Annotated in this window: 17 protein-coding genes and 1 rRNA gene; 2 read left to right on the top strand and 16 right to left on the bottom strand. The window is 39.2% G+C overall.

Annotated features, from left to right (window positions below):
• Nucleotides 1–22: 22 nt before the first annotated feature.
• The 7 genes from glgA to BLO53_RS09165 all read right to left on the bottom strand — a co-directional run bounded on the left by glgA (nucleotide 23) and on the right by BLO53_RS09165 (nucleotide 9,044).
• Nucleotides 23–1,468 (bottom strand): glycogen synthase GlgA, encoded by a 1,446-nt coding sequence (glgA, locus tag BLO53_RS09135; protein WP_092060761.1) that lies wholly within the window; start codon nucleotides 1,466–1,468, stop codon nucleotides 23–25.
• Nucleotides 1,468–2,562, bottom strand: coding sequence for a tryptophan--tRNA ligase (trpS, locus tag BLO53_RS09140; protein WP_092060763.1), 1,095 nt, complete (start codon nucleotides 2,560–2,562; stop codon nucleotides 1,468–1,470). The genes glgA and trpS overlap by 1 nt, the downstream gene beginning before the upstream one ends.
• Nucleotides 2,563–2,606: 44 nt before the next feature.
• Nucleotides 2,607–3,815: a cobalt-precorrin-5B (C(1))-methyltransferase gene (locus BLO53_RS09145; RefSeq protein ID WP_092060765.1), complete on the bottom strand. Its 1,209-nt coding sequence runs from the start codon at nucleotides 3,813–3,815 to the stop codon at nucleotides 2,607–2,609.
• A gap of 374 nt (nucleotides 3,816–4,189) precedes the next feature.
• Entirely contained in the window at nucleotides 4,190–4,546 is a 357-nt protein-coding gene (locus tag BLO53_RS09150) for a hypothetical protein (protein WP_092060767.1), read from the bottom strand.
• Between the two features lie 310 nt (nucleotides 4,547–4,856).
• Nucleotides 4,857–6,701, bottom strand: a complete 1,845-nt coding sequence (locus BLO53_RS09155; protein WP_092060769.1) for a C1 family peptidase — start codon at nucleotides 6,699–6,701, stop codon at nucleotides 4,857–4,859.
• 147 nt (nucleotides 6,702–6,848) lie between these two features.
• The gene (locus tag BLO53_RS09160) at nucleotides 6,849–7,487 is read right to left on the bottom strand and encodes a C39 family peptidase (protein WP_092060771.1); all 639 of its coding nucleotides are present in this window, start codon (nucleotides 7,485–7,487) and stop codon (nucleotides 6,849–6,851) included.
• Between the two features lie 9 nt (nucleotides 7,488–7,496).
• On the bottom strand, nucleotides 7,497–9,044 hold the full coding sequence (locus tag BLO53_RS09165) for a TolB family protein (RefSeq protein WP_092060773.1): 1,548 nt from the start codon (nucleotides 9,042–9,044) through the stop codon (nucleotides 7,497–7,499).
• A 140-nt stretch (nucleotides 9,045–9,184) separates the two neighbouring features.
• Here BLO53_RS09165 and BLO53_RS09170 point away from each other — a divergent pair, with 140 nt between their 5' ends.
• Together BLO53_RS09170 and BLO53_RS09175 are read left to right on the top strand one after the other, a co-directional pair.
• Entirely contained in the window at nucleotides 9,185–11,164 is a 1,980-nt protein-coding gene (locus tag BLO53_RS09170) for a TaqI-like C-terminal specificity domain-containing protein (RefSeq protein ID WP_092060775.1), read from the top strand.
• Nucleotides 11,165–11,240: 76 nt separating this feature from the next.
• The gene (locus BLO53_RS09175; RefSeq protein WP_026489780.1) at nucleotides 11,241–12,269 is read left to right on the top strand and encodes a 3-deoxy-7-phosphoheptulonate synthase; all 1,029 of its coding nucleotides are present in this window, start codon (nucleotides 11,241–11,243) and stop codon (nucleotides 12,267–12,269) included.
• A gap of 94 nt (nucleotides 12,270–12,363) precedes the next feature.
• Here the strand turns inward: BLO53_RS09175 and BLO53_RS09180 are convergent, their stop codons facing one another.
• From BLO53_RS09180 to BLO53_RS09220, 9 genes are all read right to left on the bottom strand, one after another.
• Nucleotides 12,364–13,242, bottom strand: coding sequence for a tyrosine-type recombinase/integrase (locus tag BLO53_RS09180; protein WP_092060777.1), 879 nt, complete (start codon nucleotides 13,240–13,242; stop codon nucleotides 12,364–12,366).
• 15 nt (nucleotides 13,243–13,257) lie between these two features.
• Nucleotides 13,258–14,538: a diaminopimelate decarboxylase gene (locus BLO53_RS09185; RefSeq protein ID WP_330388859.1), complete on the bottom strand. Its 1,281-nt coding sequence runs from the start codon at nucleotides 14,536–14,538 to the stop codon at nucleotides 13,258–13,260.
• 116 nt (nucleotides 14,539–14,654) lie between these two features.
• Nucleotides 14,655–15,332 carry a uracil-DNA glycosylase gene (locus BLO53_RS09190; protein WP_092060781.1) on the bottom strand — a complete coding sequence of 226 codons (678 nt, stop codon included), beginning with the start codon at nucleotides 15,330–15,332 and terminating at the stop codon, nucleotides 14,655–14,657.
• An 81-nt stretch (nucleotides 15,333–15,413) separates the two neighbouring features.
• A complete protein-coding gene (gene hisF / locus BLO53_RS09195; protein ID WP_092060783.1) occupies nucleotides 15,414–16,175 on the bottom strand; it encodes an imidazole glycerol phosphate synthase subunit HisF in 762 nt (253 codons plus the stop codon).
• Nucleotides 16,176–16,191: 16 nt separating this feature from the next.
• A complete protein-coding gene (gene hisH / locus BLO53_RS09200; protein ID WP_092060785.1) occupies nucleotides 16,192–16,809 on the bottom strand; it encodes an imidazole glycerol phosphate synthase subunit HisH in 618 nt (205 codons plus the stop codon).
• A gap of 36 nt (nucleotides 16,810–16,845) precedes the next feature.
• Nucleotides 16,846–19,335 (bottom strand): hypothetical protein, encoded by a 2,490-nt coding sequence (locus tag BLO53_RS09205; RefSeq protein ID WP_092060787.1) that lies wholly within the window; start codon nucleotides 19,333–19,335, stop codon nucleotides 16,846–16,848.
• Entirely contained in the window at nucleotides 19,332–20,150 is an 819-nt protein-coding gene (locus tag BLO53_RS09210) for a hypothetical protein (protein WP_026489773.1), read from the bottom strand. Before BLO53_RS09210 ends, BLO53_RS09205 begins: the two co-directional genes overlap by 4 nt.
• A gap of 111 nt (nucleotides 20,151–20,261) precedes the next feature.
• Complete coding sequence (locus BLO53_RS09215) at nucleotides 20,262–21,161, bottom strand: chemotaxis protein (protein WP_026489772.1); 900 nt, start codon at nucleotides 21,159–21,161, stop codon at nucleotides 20,262–20,264.
• Between the two features lie 265 nt (nucleotides 21,162–21,426).
• Nucleotides 21,427–21,692 (bottom strand): 23S ribosomal RNA (locus BLO53_RS09220); the annotation flags it as partial.

The following is a 21,692-nucleotide window of genomic DNA, read 5'->3' on the forward strand; positions in this document are numbered from 1 at the left end:
GACAATTGCCAGGTCCTTGTTATCATGGCTTCAACCAATCATACATTTCCTGATATTTCTCTGCAGAAACCTTCCAGGAAAAATCAACTGCCATGGCTCTGTCGATCATCTTGTTCCACTCACGTTTCTGATCGTAATATACATGCTCAGCCTCTCTGATCGTTCCAAGCATCTCGTGAGCGTTGTAATTAAGGAATCCAAAGCCTGTTCCAGTGCTCTCAAATTTATTATACGGCTCTACAGTATCTATAAGTCCGCCTGTTTGACGAACAATAGGAATAGTGCCATATCTAAGAGCCATGAGCTGTGAAAGGCCGCATGGTTCAAATAATGAAGGCATCAGAAATGCATCTGACGCAGCATAAATCTTGTGAGACATAGGATCTGAATAATAAATATTTGCAGAAACCTTGTCATGATACTTCCAGTCAAAATGACGGAAAGCATTCTCATACTGCTCAGTACCTGTACCAAGTACAACAAGCTGAATAGCATCCTGACAAAGTTCATCTAAAACGTAGTTAATAAGATCAAAGCCCTTCTGATCAGTAAGTCTTGAAACAATACCGATCATCATGCACTTATCATCTTCCTTAAGCCCAAGTTCTTTCTGAAGGGCACGTTTATTCTTGACCTTTTCCTTGCGGAAGTTAATGGCATTGTACTTGTAAGGAATGTATTTGTCTGTCTCAGGATTGAAATCATCGTAGTCTATACCATTGACAATACCTCTGAGGTCGCCAGCTCTTGCTCTTAAAAGTCCATCAAGCTCTTCACCATAGAACTGAGTCTTGATTTCTTCTGCATAGGCCTTACTTACAGTAGTAATGGCATCCGCATATACAATACCACCCTTAAGAAGGTTGGCATCCTTAAAGAGTCCCAGCTTGTCAGGGGTAAAATAATAATCCGGAAGACCGGTAATATCCTGAACTGCCTTGATATCCCATTTGCCCTGGAATTTAAGGTTATGAATAGTCATAACCGCCTTGATTCCCCTGTAGAACTCGCTTCCCTGGAATCTCTCCTTAAGGTATACAGGTACAAGACCCGTCTGCCAGTCGTGGCAATGGATAATATCAGGTCTGAAATCAATGACAGGCAGGATTGACAGCGCTGCCTTGGAGAAAAATGCAAACTTCTCAATCTCGAAAAGCACATCATCTCCATATGGTTTCATACCGTTAAAGTAAAACTCATTGTCGATAAAGTAGTATTTTATCCCGTCAACTTCTGCTTTAAAAATACCAACATACTCATTCTTCCAGTGGAAGTCCATATAGAAATTGGAAACATATTCCATCTTCTCTCTGAGCTGCTGATTTATACACTTATAAAGCGGCAGGATTACACGAACATCAAAATATCTCTTGTCGATATCCTTGGGCAGAGAACCTACTACATCAGCAAGTCCGCCTGTCTTAATGAATGGTACACCTTCTGAAGCAACAAACAGGATGTTTTTCATTAGTCTTGTGTCTCCTCATACTTTGCAGATTGCATAGCTATAAGTTCTTTATCGTCAAAATAGTTGATTCTCATTGCATTCTTCACATCTCTAAGTGTAGAAGCTGCAACTTCCTCAGCTACCTGGCTTCCTTTTCTAAGTACTTCGTAAACGTATGGTATATCCTTCTGGAACTCTTTCCTTCTGTTTCTGATAGGCTCAAGTTCTGTCTGAAGGACATTGTTAAGGAATTTCTTGACCTTAACATCACCAAGCCCTCCACGGCTGTAATGATCCTTCATCTCCTGAAGATTAGCATACTCTGGAGCAAATTCAGCGAAATGCTCATCTTTAGCAAAGGCATCAAGATAGATAAATACAGGATTACCCTCAACCTGGCCTGGATCCTCAACCCTAAGGTGATTAGGATCTGTAAACATGCTCATAACCTTCTTCTTGATGGAATCCGGCTCCTCTGAAAGGTAAATACAGTTTCCAAGAGACTTGCTCATCTTGGCCTTGCCATCAATGCCTGGAAGTCTTAAACAAGCTGCATTATCAGGTAAAAGAATCTGTGGCTCAACCAAAGCCTCACCATAGATTGAATTAAACTTGTGAACAATTTCTCTGCACTGCTCGATCATAGGTTCCTGATCTTCTCCAACAGGAACAGTTGTAGCCTTGAAAGCTGTAATATCAGCTGCCTGGCTGATTGGATAAGTGAAGAAACCTACAGGAATGCTGGTCTCAAAATTTCTCATAGCAATTTCAGACTTAACAGTAGGATTTCTCTGAAGTCTGGAAACTGTAACCAAGTTCATATAGTAAAATGAAAGCTCTGTAAGCTCTGGAATCTGTGACTGAACAAACAATGTAGATTTCTCAGGATCAAGACCAACAGCAAGGTAATCAAGCGCTACCTCAATGATGTTCTGTCTGACTTTCTCAGGGTTGTCTGCGTTATCAGTAAGCGCCTGAGCATCTGCGATCATAATAAAGATCTTATCAAACTCCCCGGAATTCTGAAGCTCTACTCTTCTACGAAGTGATCCTACGTAGTGGCCTACATGAAGCTTACCTGTTGGCCTGTCTCCAGTTAAAATTATCTTACTCATTCCCCAATATCTCCTAACAAAAATAGTATCTTATATAGAATACTCTATTTTAGCCTAAGTGACAATGCAAATTGTTCCTGTGAAACCTTAACGAGAACATTTTTTGTTCCTACTGTCTGCCCTAGAAGTCCAAATTCTTCTGAAAAAAGAGCAACGCCCAGATTTAGTCTCCCTCTGCTCCTTGAATTTGCATATTCATTTATGGAATTCATAACACTCATCATCACTCTGTCCCTAAGACCCCAATTGGTAAAAAGAGCCAGTATCTCATCACAGGTTGTGCAGTTCATGACTGTTCTAACCTGACTGGCCGTTCCTCCAACTATAGCTGTATGAGCGGCAAATATCTCTCTTCTGCCATCAGAAGCATAGGAATTTGTATTAGTTATGCCGGCAGCAAGCTTAACGAGCTTACCCACATTTCCTACAAGAAGAAGATTCTCAACTCCATTGGCAACGCAGCTGTCAATCGCCTGCCCAGGATAATTGTAGCAGTACACTGCCGTTTTAAGAGGCACGTGAAGCTGTTTATCAATTTGGTCGGCACAATAAGATCCAGGGGCAACCAAAATGCTCTTTACCCCTATATCAACCTGCTTCTTTATCTGATCATCTACAGACTTTGTTATATCTCTCTGATGAACAGCGCAAAGCTTAGAATACTCACCAATTATTGATATTCCGCCAGTAAAGGTTGTCTGTCCCATGGCAGCACTTGCAGCGATCATCATTCCTTCAGGGCATCTTATTGTGATAAGAAGAAGCTGAGCACCATCAGACGCCTCGCATATCTCACCAACTGTGTCAAAGATCATCTTTCTGGTATTTGCATCTATGAGGGCTTCACCATTTAAAAAACCGGCAGCACCTCCTGAAGCCGTACCAATGCCCTCTCCTCCAGTAAGAAAAAGATTGGGGTGGCTAGGGCTCACAAAAGCATTTTCGCTTATGGCATTAAAGTCATCGATATATGAAACAGTAGCTATTATCTGGGCTTTATCTTTTATATCAGGAGGATTGCCCCCATCATAATTTGCGATATACTCAGATTTTCTTGGGCCACATCCTTCATCGTTTCTACGGACCTGGCATAGTTTACTTGTAGTTCCTGCTATTTCTACGCTCTCATGTCTGATCCTGAAAAGAAGATCTGCAGTTGCAGCATGAGCAGCCGCAGCAGCACATTCGCCTGTTGATAGTCTTGCTATTGAAACATTCTGATTACCTAAATCCCGTGTTGTAAACCTATCCATATTTGGCCTTTCACAGATTAAAACCACAATATTATGTGTTTGCAAAACATTCCTACAACATCATATACCTAGTTCCATTATACAATATTTCGTTGAAAACCCAAAGAAATATTCAATAATTAACTATATATCGTACTTTGATTATTTATTATTTCGATTTACTTTATGGTTAATTTATAAATCGTCCATTTTTTGTCCATATTTAGATACTAGTATATATCTATCAGAAGTAAAAAACTTCTGACTCCCCCAACAAAACTTTTTTCATACCGGGTCGATCGGCTCCCCACTGGTCGACCCCTCCTCCCAAAAAAATTACCACCTATTTAATTCAAAATAGGTGGTTTTATTATGCCCGTAAGGGCTGATATACATTATGCTGTAAGAATCTCATTTTCTTCTATTGAAGCAGCTATCTGTTCAGAATTGTCTGTACTCTCCTCAATCTGTGCCTCAGCTTCAATTTCTGCAGCTGTATCGCCAGCTTCAGATAATAATCCATCAGTCTTCCTGGGGCCTCTAACTCCAAAGCTTCCGTTGTATCTAAGCTCTTTAAGAAGTTTCTTGACCTTTTTAAGATCCTTGTCCATATCTTCCAGATGGAGGCTGATAACTGTTGGTACTCCGCTTCCGCTAAATTCTACTCTAAATCCAGCATCTTTAAGCGTCTTAAGCGCTTTTAACTTATCTGTTGTACTAATCTCATCTACTTCTTTTATATTCTTAGCCATATCTTGTGCCTTTCTTTGTACTAAACACAATATAACACATTATCTTTAAAATTTCAAACATCCGTTCTGACATTTTTGCACAATATTATTATCGTTATTACGTATATAATTTAGCAATATTTTTTCCCTAAATACTGTTAAGTTTTTTATTTACCCACCGATATATTTAGTGAGAATAAAAATTCTCACTCCCCCAACAAAACTTTTTTCATACCTGGGCTGCTTAACTCCCCATTAAGCAGCCCTCCTCCCAAAAAATCTTGTGGAACAAAAAAGAGACGACTCCCTATCGCCTCTTTTTTATTGCTTATTATTTGTCTGTTGTATAGGCCTTCACAAAAAAGTCCTTATCTTCCTGCCTTTTAAGTCCTGTTCCATCTCCTGATATATAAAAGCTGCATCCGCTGGCATTATAGCAGTTATGAACGTTGCCTGTCAGATTGTTCCATTCATCATAATTGGGCTTACTGACGGCATCTACAGCACTCTCAAAAACGACTCGCCCTGGGGTGTAGGGACTAACCAGAATAAAGAACTCATCCCCAGCTGCCAGGTCTATCTCTTTTTCAAGTTCAAAAGTGTGAAAGCCTCCACTTATAGCACTACCTTTAAAACTAGCCGCAGGCTCTTTTAAATCAGAAAACTGAATCGCGTTATCTTTTACCCTGGGATTAACATAAATATCAAACTTATACTGCTGGTAAGTATCAAGTCCCATCAGGCCTATGGCCTCTAGCTTTTCATCTCCTGCTGCAGTATACAGCATTCCATAAGGATTTGTGGAAGCACTATAGCTTGTAACATAGTTATCTGAATCTTCAAGCGTACTTATCATGTAGGTGATAAAGCCTGCTGCCTGATAATTGTGGTCATAGAAATCGTCATCTCCCTCAAGGGCTATGTCGTAGGCTGCCACGTTGTTCGTGCCTGTAGTCTGGTCATAATAGGATAGATAAAAGAATCCATTTTCGCCTGAGTTGTTGCCCCAGCTGTTTCTGCAAATCCAGGCTCCATCAGAAGGCGGCGTCATCCTGAAATTAAATCTGCTGTAGGAATCATCCCATCCAACAATCATGACTTCATGGTCTGCAGTAGGTATCTTAGCTCCTCCAAAATCAGAATAAAGATTCAGATTATGTCCGCTAAAGAACTTACTGTCTGCGCAAACTCCGCAGGTCACTGCCCCATGTTCCATTATCATCTGCTTTATCATTTTATTATTGTCGATATTAGAACATATCTGGAGGGCATTCTGCACATGGAAAGAGCTAGTATAAGCTGGTGAAGGAAGGCTTGCATTATCCTTAAAAAGATATTTTTCTCCGTAGATGCTGTTAAAGCTATCATTCCCTTGTTCGTAAACAGGCCCTTTCCAGGCTGTCAGAAGGCTTATTACAAAGTCTGCTACTCCGCCTGTTGCAACATAATTCGTATCATAGTCAAAGATCCATGCGCCTTCTTCGTTATCTGCGTTAACGAATTCTCTGTAGTCTCCGTCTATATATCCATTAACTGACCCTTCAGCTTTATGCATGTTATAGTAGGCAAGGTGTTTCTCTGAAAGGTCAAGTTCATTCCTTGAAAATTCAGGATAATGCTTTAAAATATCGCTTTCAATTGCGCCAAGAGCTGCATAGGTCCAGCACAGATATGTATAGCCCTGATCTTCCACAGGAGTTACATAGTTTTTTCCATCTACATCTCTTGAATCGTATTTTTCTGGGATTTCTTCAGAAGAAAAGGAATGAATGTCTACCGGAATAATATCAGAAAAATCATCATTCCCATAAAAGAGGCCAAGATTTCCCTCTTCAATAGTGACTGCCTCAGGCAAAAGAACTACCTCAACACTTTCAACGTCCTTGGAAACAGGCTCTGCTCCTCCCATTGACTCTAAAGACGCCATAAGTGCGCTATCTGCTTCCTGTCGCTCAGAGGCCGCTTCTGTGTTTTTGGAGTTTGAGCTAGCTGCCTGATAGTTTTCATCAAGTTCCCCATTTACTCCATCTAAGTCTGTAGCATCTGCGCCTTCTACCATCTGCCCATCCCGCCTTGATGGATTCTCTTTTACATAATTAACCTGGCTTACTACAAGAAATATCACCACCGCAATTGCAACAAGAATTGAAGCACTTATAAGAACTTTTTTCTTCATATTGGGCCCTCATAAAAAAACATGACTACTGGCAGCAATTTATATGAATATGATATACGAATTGCTCCATGACTACTGGCAGTAATTTACATGAATATGATATACGAATTGCTCCATGACATAAGTCATTTTCGCAATTCTACCTTTTCATTTTACTACAATCGTATTAAATGAACCAAATAATGACTGGGATATATCTTTTGCAAAGGCTTCATAGTCTATATAGTGATAGCCCTTTTTCCAGCCATCAACTACTCTCAGCATAGGATAAAGCTTATCTCCCACACGCCAGATGCTATAACCTGCAACTACTATAGTATGGTCCTTATAATAGCCCCTTGCTATGTTCATTATAACTGGTCTTCCCTCTGAGATTTCTTTTACCACCTGTTTCTCAAAGGTCCAGACATATACTCCCCTGCATTTTGTCTTTATGCCGTATTTTGCAAAAGCTTCCTTGGCAATACCAGAAATAAAGAATGGAACTGTCCCTCTCTTGTCTGTATAACCGTAGCTTTCTGCGATTTCCTCAACATCCTTGTATATTTCACGAATATCCTCTGGAATCCCAGGAAGCTTCATAGTTCTTCTGTAGTAGTCAATTACTCTTGCTACAGCTACAACAGAACAGTTCCTGGTCCTGCGGCCACTGATTTCCTCCATAGATCTCTGATCCATGACAATAGGCCGCCCTCTTTTAACAAGAACGCCTCTTTCTCCATATTGTTCCTGTAAGTATTTTGTAATAATACTTATTCCGCCATAGGGCTTTCTTTTCCTAGTCATATGCTCCCTTTACTCGTTTACATCAACATAATTGCCGAAAATCCTGACCACATCACGCTTTTTCTCATCAGAAATTGCAATAAAATCATCATATATATACTTTATTACAACACCATATTTACATCCATCATACTCTCTTACAACTTGCTTTTCTCCTTTTTTTACAGAGCAAAGGCAATCATCGTCCAGGAAAAATAGCTTTTCTTCATATTTATCATATTTTAGATTATAGTAGCCATTTTCAGCTGTTGAAATAAAGTTAAGCTTGCCATCGTGATATTCATATAACTCATTATCGGAGCTGACAAGCCAGAGAGTGTCACAGTTTTCATCCCCGGTTAGACTTTTAACCTTAAAGTCTACGCCAGGAATATCCATATATTCTGTTCCTTCTGAGGTAACTCTTACTGCCTGGAATATTCCATTGTTTTTCTCATATAACCAGCCGCAGTCCTCATCTATTTTATATGGTTCTTTATACACGAATCCATCAAGTTTTAAAAGCCTTGTATTCTCATCCTCAAAGTAGTAGCTGTGGTTGCCAGTTATAAAGCATTTTCTGAAGGTCGGAGCATCACAAACATTGATATCTGATAAACTGCCAGTTACACCAATTATTTCTTTTCCCAAGTAATAATTTCTTGCATTATCATCTAGTAGTTTTTTCAAAGACTCCATTTCTGAATTATAGTAATATAAACCACTACCACCAGCTAAAAACATATCGGTACAGTCGTCATTCACAGTTATTTCCCATATATTATCTGCAGAACCAATGCATTCGCATTTTCCGTCATTATAATAAAATATAAGTTTCAAACTATCATCATAATATTCAAAGAAAGCTCTTTTACCATCTCTTGAAATATATATGGGTCCAAGATCCTTATCTGAAACTTTAGTTTTCTCAGAATCGTCCAAAGAAACTATCCAAGTTCCCTGTTTTTCTAAATAATTATCAGAAAAAACAACATACTTACCATTGGAGGATATTGAGCATTTATAGCAGCTATCTGCTATCTGAATTCTGCTGTCATTATCTACATCGTAAACAAACAATCCATCTCTACTACCTTCACATAGTATATATCCGCCATCTTTACACATTATAAAGTTATATATATCATAGCCAATAGGCCTTGGTTCTAGCTGTCCATCTACATAATATAGCTTATCATCATTTTCTACCGCAGCCATAGTGTGATCATAATTATCGTTATAATCAAAATAAGCATTTTTCTCAAAAAAGTCCTCTAGTACAGCGCCGGTCTCACTAAAAAGAATGTGGTCTCCCATAAAGATCCTGGGGTTCTCGATATCGTTAATATCTGCATACCTTACAATCTTCTCGTCCTTACTATAGTCCATTCTCATGCCTTTGCTGTCATCTATGATCGCAAAAGCAGAAAATACTACAATCGCTAAGATGACAAGTCCTGATATACCGGCTATTATACCGGCCATTTTCTTTCTCTTATAGTTTTTTATAGGTGCGCCACAATAAATACAGTAGCTGACCTTTCCATCATTTTCTCTTCCGCATATATGACATTTCATAAAATCTATCCTCTCATTCGGCTCGCGAAATATGCAAATCACCAGTTTATAGCCTGATTCAGCATCCAGACTCATAATATGATATCACACACGTCAATTTCCACTTTACTTTTCTCTGGCATTTTCTCATAATTATATTTATGGAAAAAAGTGAGCTTTTATCAGTCAAAGAAGCCTCTGAAATTCTTGGAGTGAGCTCTGCGACTGTCAAAAACTGGATAAAGCTTGGGAAACTTAAGGGCCAGCGAAACGGGGCCTTCTTTTTGCTATCTCAAAAAGATGTGCTTGATAAATCTAGTGAGCTTGCGTCTTCCACTGATCTTAGATCCAGACGCAATAAATCACGGCAGTCTTCAAACTTTATACCTAAATCTTATATTTCAGCTTCTTCTCCTAATTATAAAACAATTAAAAACCTCATTCTGTGTGAGGATTTTTCAAAAAATAACATCAAAGATATTCTCTGCTCTTATAGCCATGGTCTCCTTAAAAAGGCTGGCGTGCCACAGAATATCTCTAAAATCCTGTTAAAGAGCCTTAAAAGTTCTTCACAATCTGATGTTTCTTATAACAAAAAGATTTCCGGCCTTGATTGCAATAGCCATACAAAAAACTACCCGCTTGTCCTTATCCCAAAGGAAGATACCCTTGGAATGCTGTATCTGTCTCTTCGCTCTATGCAGGACAAAAAGTCTACAGGAGCCTACTACACTCCTTTCTTTGTGGCAGATGAACTTATTAAAAATGTGTTTGCCGATATTCCGTCAAAAGAGATATCTGGCAAAAAGATCCTTGATCCTGCCTGCGGAACGGGTAATTTTCTTATAAGGCTTCCTGAAAACGTACCTCTTTCCAATATTTACGGCTATGATATCGACAGCACAGCTATAGCTATAGCAAGGATCAATTTAGCTATCAGATACAAAATCACCAGCCAGAATGAGCTTGATATAATATTTTCAAATATCCGCAGCAGAGATTTTCTTTTTGATACAGAAAAAGAATCCCTTGCCTATGATCATGTAATCGGGAATCCGCCCTGGGGCTACGCTTTTAAAAGGCCTCAGATAAATGCCATAAAAAAGCTCTTTGAGTCCTTTGAGGGCAAGGGTAAGCCTGAGTCTTTCACTCTTTTTGTAGAAAAAGCCTTAAAGTGCTCAAAAAGTCTATGTTTTGTGCTTCCAGAGACAATCCTGTCCTCTGACTATCACTGTGGCATCAGGAAATATATATTAAAAATGAGCTGCATCAAGCAGTTATGCTATCTGGGGGAAGCCTTTGATAAAGTTCAGTGTCCTTGCATCACTTTGCAGCTTACAAAGGGCCTTTATATTTCTCATATAAAGGCGTCCTTTTACAAGAAGCAGAATAAAGGTGGAAGAACTCTTTGTCTTCTCAGAAGCTTTGTTGTTCCAAAAAGTCGCATAGACTCTGATAATTTCAATATTTTAGCAGACGACTCAGAGTATGCTATTCTTCAGAAAATGCATGAAGTGCCACATTTTACCCTTAAGGATAATTGTGACTTTGCACTTGGTATTGTGACCGGAGCAAATAGCACTCTTTTGTCAGACACCTATAGTAATGGCCTTGAGCCAATAATCAAGGGAAAAGACATATCCAAATACTCAATTTCTGTAGGAAATACCTATACTGCTTTTTCGCCTGATAAATACCAGCAGGTTGCTCCAATAAGTCTCTATAGGGCCCAGGATAAGCTCTTTTACAGGTTTATAGCAAACGAGCCTGTAGTAGCCCTTGATAGAAATGCTTTATTGTCATTAAACAGTGCAAATATCATGGTTCCGCATGTAAATGGTTATTCAAATTACTATATAATGGCAATCCTTAATTCCAGTGCCATGAGCTTTTATTACAGGCACACCTGTAAGAATTTAAAAGTTCTAAGGTCAACCCTGGAAACTCTGCCAATCCCCATCTGCGATGAGGTCACCAGAAAAGAAATAACTAAAATGTCTAAAATGATATCAGATTATTATGCTAATAATGATCAGTCTTTTGATGAGGAAATTGTTCTTAAAACCATAAAAAGACTAGATAAATGTGTAGCAAACCTCTATAATTTAAATGCTGACCAAGTAAAAATATTGTCAGAATAAGAAATACATAGTTTACTTTTGCGGTTTAAAGTGGTATAGTGTTTCAAGATTTTCGTTTTTTAGGAGGATTATAGAAATGTCTTTTGAATATATACAAAAGCTCCCTACTCCAGATGAGATCAGGGAGAGATTTCCACTTACAAAAGAGCTGGCTGCTATCAAGGCTCAGCGTGATCAGATGATTTCTGATGTCTTTACTGGTAAGAGTGATAAGTTTCTTGTGATCATAGGTCCCTGCTCTGCTGACAGGGAGGACGCAGTCTGTGAGTACGTTCAGCGCCTTGGCAAGGTCAGTGAGAAGGTTTCAGATAAGCTTATTATCATACCCAGAATCTATACCAACAAGCCCAGAACAACTGGCGAAGGCTATAAAGGAATTACTTCTCAGCCAGATCCAGAAGGCAAGACTGATTTCCATGCAGGACTTATTGCCATGAGGCAGATGCAGCTCAAGGCCATTCAGGAATCTGGTCTTACAGCAGCTGATGAGATGCTCTATCCTGAGAACTGGGGCTATGTAGCAGATATTCTCTCCTACGTGGCCATAGGTGCAAGATCTGTTGAGGATCAAGCCCACAGGATGACAGCCAGTGGTTTCGATGTTCCTGCAGGTATGAAGAATCCAACAAGCGGAACATTAAGTGTCATGCTCAATTCAGTTTATGCTGCTCAGCAGGAGCATGATTTTGTTTACAGAGGCTACGAAGTTAAGACTAATGGTAATCCTCTTGCTCACTGCGTACTTAGAGGTTCTTCTAACAAGCATGGCCAGTCTATACCAAATTACCATTACGAAGACTTAAGCCTTCTCATGCAGCTCTACAACCAGCGCGAGATTGTTAATCCTGCTGCTATTATTGACTGTAACCACAATAATTCAAACAAGCAGTTCAAGGAACAGATCAGGATTGCCAAGGAAGTTCTTCACTCCAGAAGCCTTAATTCTGATATCAAGTCACTTGTTAAGGGTGTTATGATTGAGAGCTATTTGGAAGAAGGAAGCCAGAAGATTGGCGAAGGCATATATGGAAAGTCCATTACTGATCCTTGTCTTGGATGGGATGACACAGAAAGACTCATCCTTGAGATGGCAGAACTTGCCTGATCAAAAAATACTATTTTAAATACGATTTTTAAAAAGAAGGTAGCACCTAAATCAAGTGCTACCTTCTTTTCTAGTATATTATTCTTAATCTTGTTTAGTTTCTTATTCTTGCCCACTCATATGGGTCCTTGGACAATCCTTTTTTGCTGGAATACTTGGCCAGAGTAGCTTCATCTGTGAAGCCCATCATCTCTTTTACCGCCAAAGTGTCCGCTCCCGTCTCCAAAAGATGAACTGCAAAGGAGTGCCTTAAGGTATATGAAGTAATGTCCTTATCTATCCCTGCCCTGTCAGCATAGGTTTTAATAAGCTTCCAAAGTCCCTGTCTGGACATGGGCTCCCCTTTGTAATTTACAAAGACTCTGTCCCTTGAAGCTTCATTGTCACTTATAAGTTCCTGCCTTGCATGCAAAAGATAATCATCCAAGGCTTCTCTTGCCTTTTTACCGTAAGGAACAACTCTGTCTTCGCTAAGTCTTATGCAGTTAAGACTCATGTCTATATTACTCAGTTTAAGTTCCACTATTTCTGAAGCCTTAAGCCCGGTTGCATACATAATCTCAAGGAGAGCTTTATCTCTTTTTCCCTTGTAATCATCTGAAAAGCTCTGGGACAATAAATTATCAACCTCATAGGCGCTTAGTACCCTGGGCTGATTCTTAACAGCTCTAGGAGCTCTAAGCTTTTCTGCAGGATTTTCTGTTATATTGCCATTCTCCAAAAGATACCTGAAAAAGGCTTTTATAGAAGAATTATGCCTTATGATGGTATTTGATGATAAATGCTCTTCGTTTAAAGAAGCCATGTAGGCAAACAGCCTGTCCTGAGTCATATCCTCCACAGCTGTAACTCCCCTGTTTTCCATATACTCCAGCATCTTCTGAAGGTCTCTTTTGTAGGAAGCAGTTGTGTTATCAGAGCACTTTTTTACAGTATGCAGATAAAAAATAAACTCATCCAAAAGCTGTCTCATTTTATAATATCCTTATTATCTGTCCATGATATGATCAAGCTTGGCAGAAACGCTAAGGCAATCAAAGGTTGCAAAATAATCTCTTGGCTTTTCAGCTCTTCTTATGAGCTGAACACTTCCATCTTCTTTAAGAAGAAGTTCAGCACATTTAAGCTTTCCATTATAATTATATCCCATTGAGAAGCCATGTGCTCCTGTGTCATGGATAAACAGATAATCTCCCTTGTCTATTTTAGGAAGTTTTCTATCTATAGCGAATTTATCGTTATTCTCGCAAAGAGAACCCGTAATGTCGTAGGTGCAAATGGCCTCATCATTTTCTTTTCCAAGAACAGTAATATGATGATATGCTCCGTACATAGCTGGTCTCATAAGATTAACTGCGCAAGCATCTACGCCTATGTATTCCTTGTAGATGTGTTTCTCATGGATAGCCTTGGTCACAAGAGCTCCGTATGGCCCCATCATAAATCTTCCCATTTCTGTAAAGATAGAAAGATCTCCCATTCCAGCAGGAACAAGTATTTTTTCAAACTGCTCCCTTACTCCATCTCCAATAGCCTTGATATCGTTGGGCTCCTGATCAGGAAGATAAGGGATTCCTACTCCGCCAGAGAGGTTTATAAAGCATACCTTACAGCCTGTTTCCTTCTGAAGTTCTACAGCAAGCTCAAAAAGCTGCCCAGCAAGCTGAGGATAATATTCGTTCGTAACTGTATTGCTTGCAAGAAAAGCATGGATACCGAACTTTTTTGCCCCCTTTGATTTAAGAATCTTGAAAGCTTCAAAAAGCTGGTCTTTAGTCATACCATATTTGGAATCTCCTGGATTATCCATGATTCCATTACTCAATGTAAATACTCCTCCTGGATTATATCTACATGAAATGGTCTCAGGAATCTTGCCAATTGTCTTCTCAAGAAAATCTATATGAGTGAAATCATCAAGATTAATAATTGCTCCAAGCTTGTCTGCGTACACAAATTCCTGAGGGGGAGTATCATTTGAAGAAAACATGATATCCGTGCCCTTTGCTCCTACTGCCTCACTGAGCATTAACTCTGTCTCTGAGGAGCAGTCAAATCCGCAGCCCTGCTTCATTAAAATATCCATAAGCACTGGATTTGGTGTCGCCTTAACAGCAAAGTACTCTTTAAAACCCTTATTCCATGAAAATGCATCATATACAGCCTTGGCATTCTCAACTATGCCCTTTTCATCATAAATGTAGAAAGGTGTAGGGAAGCTCTTAACTATACTTTCCACCTGTTCTTTTGTAACGAAAGCTTTCTTCATAATATATTTCTCCTGCAGTGTATATAGATTTTAAACAATTTAATATACACTTTAACATAGTAACGTGCAACAATGCAAGTACAAATATATGTTAATAAACCTAACAAAAAAGCGGTTTATATTTTTTCTATCTGCCAGTCAATTGGAGCAATTCCGTTCTTTTGAAGAAACTCATTGCACTGACTAAAATGCTTGCAACCAAAAAATCCCCTATATGCCGATAATGGGCTAGGATGTGGTGCCTCAAGGATAAGATGCTTGGGGTTATTAAGCATACTCTTTTTCATCTGAGCAGGTTTCCCCCAGAGCATATATACAATTGGTCTATCCTGCTCATTTACAGCTCTTATTATGGCATCTGTGAAATTCTCCCAGCCTTTTCCTTTATGAGAATTGGCCTGATGCGCTCTGACAGTCAAAACTGTGTTAAGCAGTAGAACTCCCTGATCTGCCCACTTTTTAAGATAACCGTTGTTTGGCACGAAACACCCAAGGTCGTCATTAAGTTCTTTATAAATATTCTGAAGTGAAGGAGGTGTATCTGCCTTACCAGGAAGAACAGAAAAAGAAAGGCCATGAGCCTGTCCTGGCTCGTGATACGGATCCTGCCCCAAAATAAGTACCTTCACGTCTTTTAAAGGGGTTAGGTGTAGTGCATTAAATATATCGTCAGATGGAGGATACACTACATGAGTACTGTACTCTCTTTTAACAAATTCAAATAAGTTTTTGTAATATTCCTTGTGAAACTCCTCATTAAGGGCTGGAAGCCAGTCCCCAGAAACCATTGCCATGTCTTTATGCCACCTTTATAAATTATTGCAGGTTATTTCCGCTTTAGCCTGCTAAAAGATATAGTTAATCCTAATCATAGATTAAAGCCTGATAGAAAGGCCTTTGTCCTTTAGATATTTCTTTAGATCACAAATTTCAAGTTCTTTAAAATGGAAAAGAGATGCTGCTAGAGCTGCATCAGCTCCGCCTTCTGTCAAAGCATCATAAAAATGTTCCATATTCCCTGCGCCTCCTGAAGCTATTACAGGAACGCCAACTGCATCTGAAACCTTCCTTGTAAGTTCAAGGTCGTACCCTTTCTTGGTACCATCACAGTCCATGCTGGTTAAAAGAATTTCTCCAGCACCCAGAGAAACAGCCTTTTTAGCCCACTCAATGGCGTCAATTCCCATATCGATCCTGCCACCATGCTTGTAGATATTCCATCCGCTGCCATCTTCTCTTTTCTTGGCATCCATAGCAAGAACAACGCACTGGCTTCCAAACTTATCAGCAGCCTCAGCTATAAGCTCAGGTCTGTCAATTGCTGCAGAATTCATGGCAACTTTATCAGCACCCTCTCTGAGAATTGCCCTGACATCATCTACAGTTCTGATGCCGCCCCCCACTGTAAAGGGGATAAATACCTTTTTAGCCACTTCTCGGACCATATCCGCTACTGTAGCTCTTCTCTCGTTGGATGCTGTAATATCCAAAAAAACAAGTTCATCAGCGCCTGCTTTAGAATAGGCTTCTCCTACCATAACTGGATCTCCGGCATCTACCAGATCTACAAATTTAACTCCCTTTACTACTCTTCCATTATTTACATCAAGACAGGGTATTATGCGCTTTGTTAACATTTATTTGCCTCCATTCTCATATATTCAGGAAGTTTTTTAGTATCTGCATTCCAACTTCTGCACTTTTCTCAGGATGGAACTGACAGGCAAACACATTTCCGGACTCTACAGAAGCTTCAATAGTAGTCGAATACTCACATGTAGCTGTCACAATACTCTTATCCTCTGCATCAAGATAATAAGAATGAACAAAATAAACGTAAGACCCCTCATCAATACCTTTAAATAATTTGCCTTCTCTTGGAAACTTAAGGCTATTCCAGCCAATCTGAGGAATTTTGTAACTATTTCCATCAGCGTCCCTATCAGGGATACTTACTATTTTCCCACGTAAAATGCCCAGGCCACAAGCTCCTACTGATTCTTCACTTGAATCAAATAAAAGCTGTTGGCCCAGGCATATTCCCATAAATGGAATCTTCTCATCCACAACCTGCTTAATCGTGGATCTAAGTCCATACTCATCTATTTTCCTAATAGCGTCACCAAAAGAACCAACGCCAGGCAGTACCACGTGGTCAGCTCTAAGGATTTCCCTGTTGTCTCTAGTAAGGATTGTCTCAGCCCCAAGATAATCAAAGGCTTTTTCTACACTCCTTATGTTTCCAGCATCGTAATCAATAATAGCAACCATATAGCTTGTGCCTCCCAAGATAGATATCGATGCCTTCTATAGAGTTCCTACAATTTCCATTAGTCTTATGGTGTAGTCTCTTTCCTTTTTTATGGAATTTATATCTGAAATATCTGTTTCAGACAATCCATATTTTTCCAAAAGCAACGATTCTATATTAGAATACACGCCCTGTACTTCAAATTCAACATTGAATTTGGTAGCTTCTTCTAACAGATCCTCCTTATTTCTCATTCCCATAAGAAGCATGTCAAGTGCTTCTTCTTTCATGTTCATAGCCACATAGTTCTCATATCCTGAAAGATACCGCTGTGCCCATGCTAGAACTCTTGATTGCTCATAAATAATTGACTGATCTTCTGTTAGTTCTTTTCCATAAAGCATTTTATATGCAGTAGTATATTCCCTGTGGGTATAAGCACTTGAAGCTTTATTATTTGCTATTCTCTCTGGAAGTACTAAAACCGGAATCATGAAGAAAATACCTATGCTAGCCGCAAAGATGCCTGAAATAGCAATTTTCTTTGGAGACATAACCTTCTCAGGAGCTTCTGGATCCTTTGGAGGTTTAGACTTTTTCTCCTTCTTAGGTTTTGGCGGCTTTTCTTTCTTAGGTTTAGGCTCTTTTTTAGGTTTTTCCTTTTTAGGCTTTTTCTCTTTCTTTTTCTTTTCTTTCTTGGGTTTTTCTTCCCCTGCAAGTTCTTCAAGTACTGTAGCATTTTCATCTGTCAGACTTGCAAGCCCCTCATTTTCCTCTTCAGTTAAGGTTTTGAACAGTTTTGCAAAAAATCCTGCCAAACCCTTCTTTTCCTTTTTCTCCTTCTTGCCTTTACCGCCTTTATCATCTTCCGAATCTTCTTCCTTACTTACGCCTTTCTCAGGTATAGAAGCAAGATCATCAAGTGATGGTTCCTCTGCGCCATCATCAAAACCTTCTTCTGTAAGGGCTTCGAGAATTTCTTCCTTAGGAATTTCTTCATCCTGAGCAACGCCAGCCTCTTCATCCTGCTTGGCAGTACTCTCCAGATCCTCGATTTCATCACTTGCAAGGCTGTTCATGAGGGCGTCTAGATCAGGCATAGAGACATCTTCTCCCTCTGCCCCCTGATCAGCACCTTCATTTGATGAATCAGCTAGTTCAGCAACTTCTCCCTCTGTAGAAGAGGCGGAATCTGCATCTTCTCCTAAAAGATCGTCAAGGCTTGCTTCCAGATTTCCAAGATCAAACTCATCCTCAGAACTTTCTGAGCTTTCCAGACTATCTGCATCTTGCGTAGTTTCTTTTCCATCAGATGAATCCTCACTAGAAGTTTCATCTGTAGTTTCTAAAGATATTTCGTCTGAAGATGTTTCCTCTGGCAATTCTACTTCAGATGCTCCATCTTCTGATGGCATCTCATCTGTTAAACTTTCCTCTAATGATTCGATTTCGGAAGCAGGCTCATCTGCTGTGCCATCCTCGGAAGTTGTTTCCTCAAGCACATCGTCCATCATCTGTTCCATATCTTCTAATGAAACTTCATCACTTGTGCTTTCTTCTGAGCTATCAGAAGGACCATCTTCATCTTGTTTTTCTTCCAAAGAAGAGTCAGAAGTATCTGCTGCGCCCAAAGATGGATCTTCTGTCAGTGAGTCCAAGTCTGCCATATCCTTCATGAGATCATCAAGATTCTCGATTTCACCTTCTGAAGTTTCTTGATGTGCAGTAGCTTCATCCTGTGCCGGCTCTACTATTGGCTCATCTATCTGATCAAGAACCTGCTCTTCAGTTCCTATAGCATCAATTGATTTCTCAATATCCTCGAGGGATAAATTATCAAGGCTATCAGAATCACCCTCTGATAAATCCTGAATATTGTCAAGTACATCACTTAAACTATCGCCCTGGGCCTCATCTGCAGCTGCAGATAAATCGTCTCCAGGCATGTCATCTAATAAACCTGTTAGTATTTCCTCTGGTGTTTCGTCTGCATCAGATGTATTACTACTCTCCATAGCAATTGCATTATCCTCTGGAAGTATAACCTCCGGAGCCATTTCTGAAAGAGCATCATCTTCTTCACTAATATCTACGATGGGAGTATTCTCATCAGGATTTGCTGATGTGTCGTCAAATTTTCCGCTCTGTATTTCTGCTTCCATTCTCTCAGCATCTGCAATAGCTTCATCTAAAGCTATTTCCTCCGGATCCCTTGTATCCAGAGTAGATACATCTTTTCCAACTGTAAAATTCGGAATGCCATCATCTGTTGGAGACTCAATATTATCTAATAAGTCTGCCATTTTTTCGTCGATTATTTCATCACTATCAAGCTTGTTTAGTAAATCTCCAATTTCAGCTAAATCTTCATTTCCATTGGAATTACTTACAAGCTCGCCAAGATCCCCTGATCCTGTTTCAGAAGCAAGGGAATTTCCTTCGCCCTTAGCTTTTGATGACATTCTGCTAAGAGCAGATCCAGGGTTCTTATTTGATTGTGCGGAATTTAGAAGACTGTCGAGATATCTCTCATCGTCAGAGCTCATAGTCCTTTACTCTCCTGCAGGCAATAATCAACTGAATTCATTGGAATAGAATCTGTCTTACCTTCAATCTCCGGAGTATGATGATATAGTTTTTCATGTACTCTTATCAGATGAGCCTTTTTATTGATAAAAGTTATTTTTTCAAATGGCCATCTAACAACTGTAGGATACTCAAGACCAACTCCCAACTCCAAAATCAGCAAATTGGAATTAAGGGTTCTTGAAAGGTAAGTCATATACTCGTTCCATTTATTAATATATGCACTTTCATTATATACTATTTTACTATATTCCGTTCTCTTTTGGTTAAGATATAGTTCTTTTCCTTTGTAAAAAGGTCTGGAAAAAGAGCTATCCTCTCCAATATTTCCATCTAAATCTGTTATGATTCCATGAATTCTCTCAACAAGTTCCATAAAATCAGGTACAGACTGCGCACTGATAAGTTCATCCTTATCGCTTGAAGTCTGAAGGTACATCAGATTTCCGCAAGGATAGACGCACTTTTCCGGGTCAAAACCATAAAGAAGAGCATCCTGAAAAACAATGTCACTAACAAGGAAATATTTTTTATCTCCAAGCATCTTGCAAAGTCCCCTGTAGGCGTCTTCTATTTTCTTATTTGAATTATAATATGCGTATTCATATTCTACGATTGGTAGAAGCCATTGATTACCCTCATCCTTACAATACTCTAAAATCTGACAATATCTTCTGTCCGATTTTATCCCCTTTTTAACCCAGTTCCATTCGCTGCCAATTCCAATTATACATAGATCAGAGGCTTTGATCCTCTCCAATAGGCTTTGTTCCATATAGCACAATACTCCATTCGTTCATTAAAAATAAAAATAACTCCCTTCATTGAAACAGTTAGACACATTTATGTAAACTGAGTCAACAAAGGGAGCGAACGTCAATCAGTATTAGCCGCCGGCATTAACAAGTTCATCAATTACAGCAACGAGATTTCCGATTTCAGGTTTGGAAAGCTGTCTATCAGCGCCTAAGGATTCACCTTTTCTCCTCATTTCCTCGTTTACAAGAGAAGAGAAAATAATAAGCGGAATGTCCTTGGTAGCATCATCACTCTTAACGAGTTTTGTCAATCTATGGCCATCCATAATAGGCATCTCAATATCCGTTATAATACACTTGATCTTATCAAGCTCGTTTCTATCTCTGCAAGCCTTAATGTAATCGTATGCAAGCTTACCATTTTCAAAGTGTCTTACATTATTATATCCCGCCTTGTTAAGAGAATCTACTATAAGCTTATTAAGAAGCTGTGAGTCCTCTGCAAGAACAATAGGTACCTCGTTTCTAGGTCTTGATCCAATATCTCCAAGAGCATCCATATTAAGACCAGTGTTAGGATTGATATCAGACACAATCTTCTCAAAGTCAAGAATAATTATAAGCTGATTCTCAAACTTAATGATACCAGTTGAGATACTCTCTTCAGCTTTTGAAATAGTCGCATTAGGTTTAATGATATCAGCCCATGAAACTCTATGAATTCCTACAACTGAATCAACATGAAAAGCTATGTCCAGCTTATTAAAGTTTGTAATAATGAAAAGCCCACCCGCTTTTGAAGCTCCACGCTGAAGGCAATTTCTAAGATCAATTGCTGTTATCATAGTATCACGAGGCATAAAAATACCTTCAATACTAGGATGTGCATTTGGTACAGGAGTAACTTCCTGATACACAATAATCTCTTTAATCTTAGCTACATTGATACCATAGCAATGGTCATCAATTCTAAATTCAAGGACTTCTAATTCATTGTTACCACTTTCAAGCAGGATCTTTGATTCCATTCTCTCACCTCGTTAAATGAAATAAAAAAAAGGATGTTAACTTACAAAAACTAACATAAAACCGATTGAAAATTAATTGAATATCCTCATTTAGTATAGCATAGATTAAATAAAATAAATACAAAAAATCAAAAAAGACGGCCATTTGACCGTCTTTTAAGAATTCATTTATATCAATTTTATATTTTTCTTTTTTCGTTTAAATTTGTACCTTCAAAACCGAACACTGATAATCTAAATCCTTCTTCAATCGTTCCTAACCTTCTTGGATAAGCCCTCGACCTATTAGTACACATCAGCTGAACACGTTACCGTGCTTACACCTTGTGCCTATCTAACCTCATACTCTCTAAGGGGTCTTACTGGACTAGCCAGGGATATCTCATCTTGAGGGGGGCTTCACGCTTAGATGCCTTCAGCGTTTATCCCTTCCGGACGTGGCTACCCAGCCTTATGCATCTGGCGATGCAGCTGATACACCAGCGGTCCGTCCATCCCGGTCCTCTCGTACTAAGGACAGCTCCTCTCAGA

This window comes from Butyrivibrio sp. INlla14 (assembly GCF_900102515.1).
Classification (GTDB): Bacteria; Bacillota; Clostridia; order Lachnospirales; family Lachnospiraceae; genus Butyrivibrio.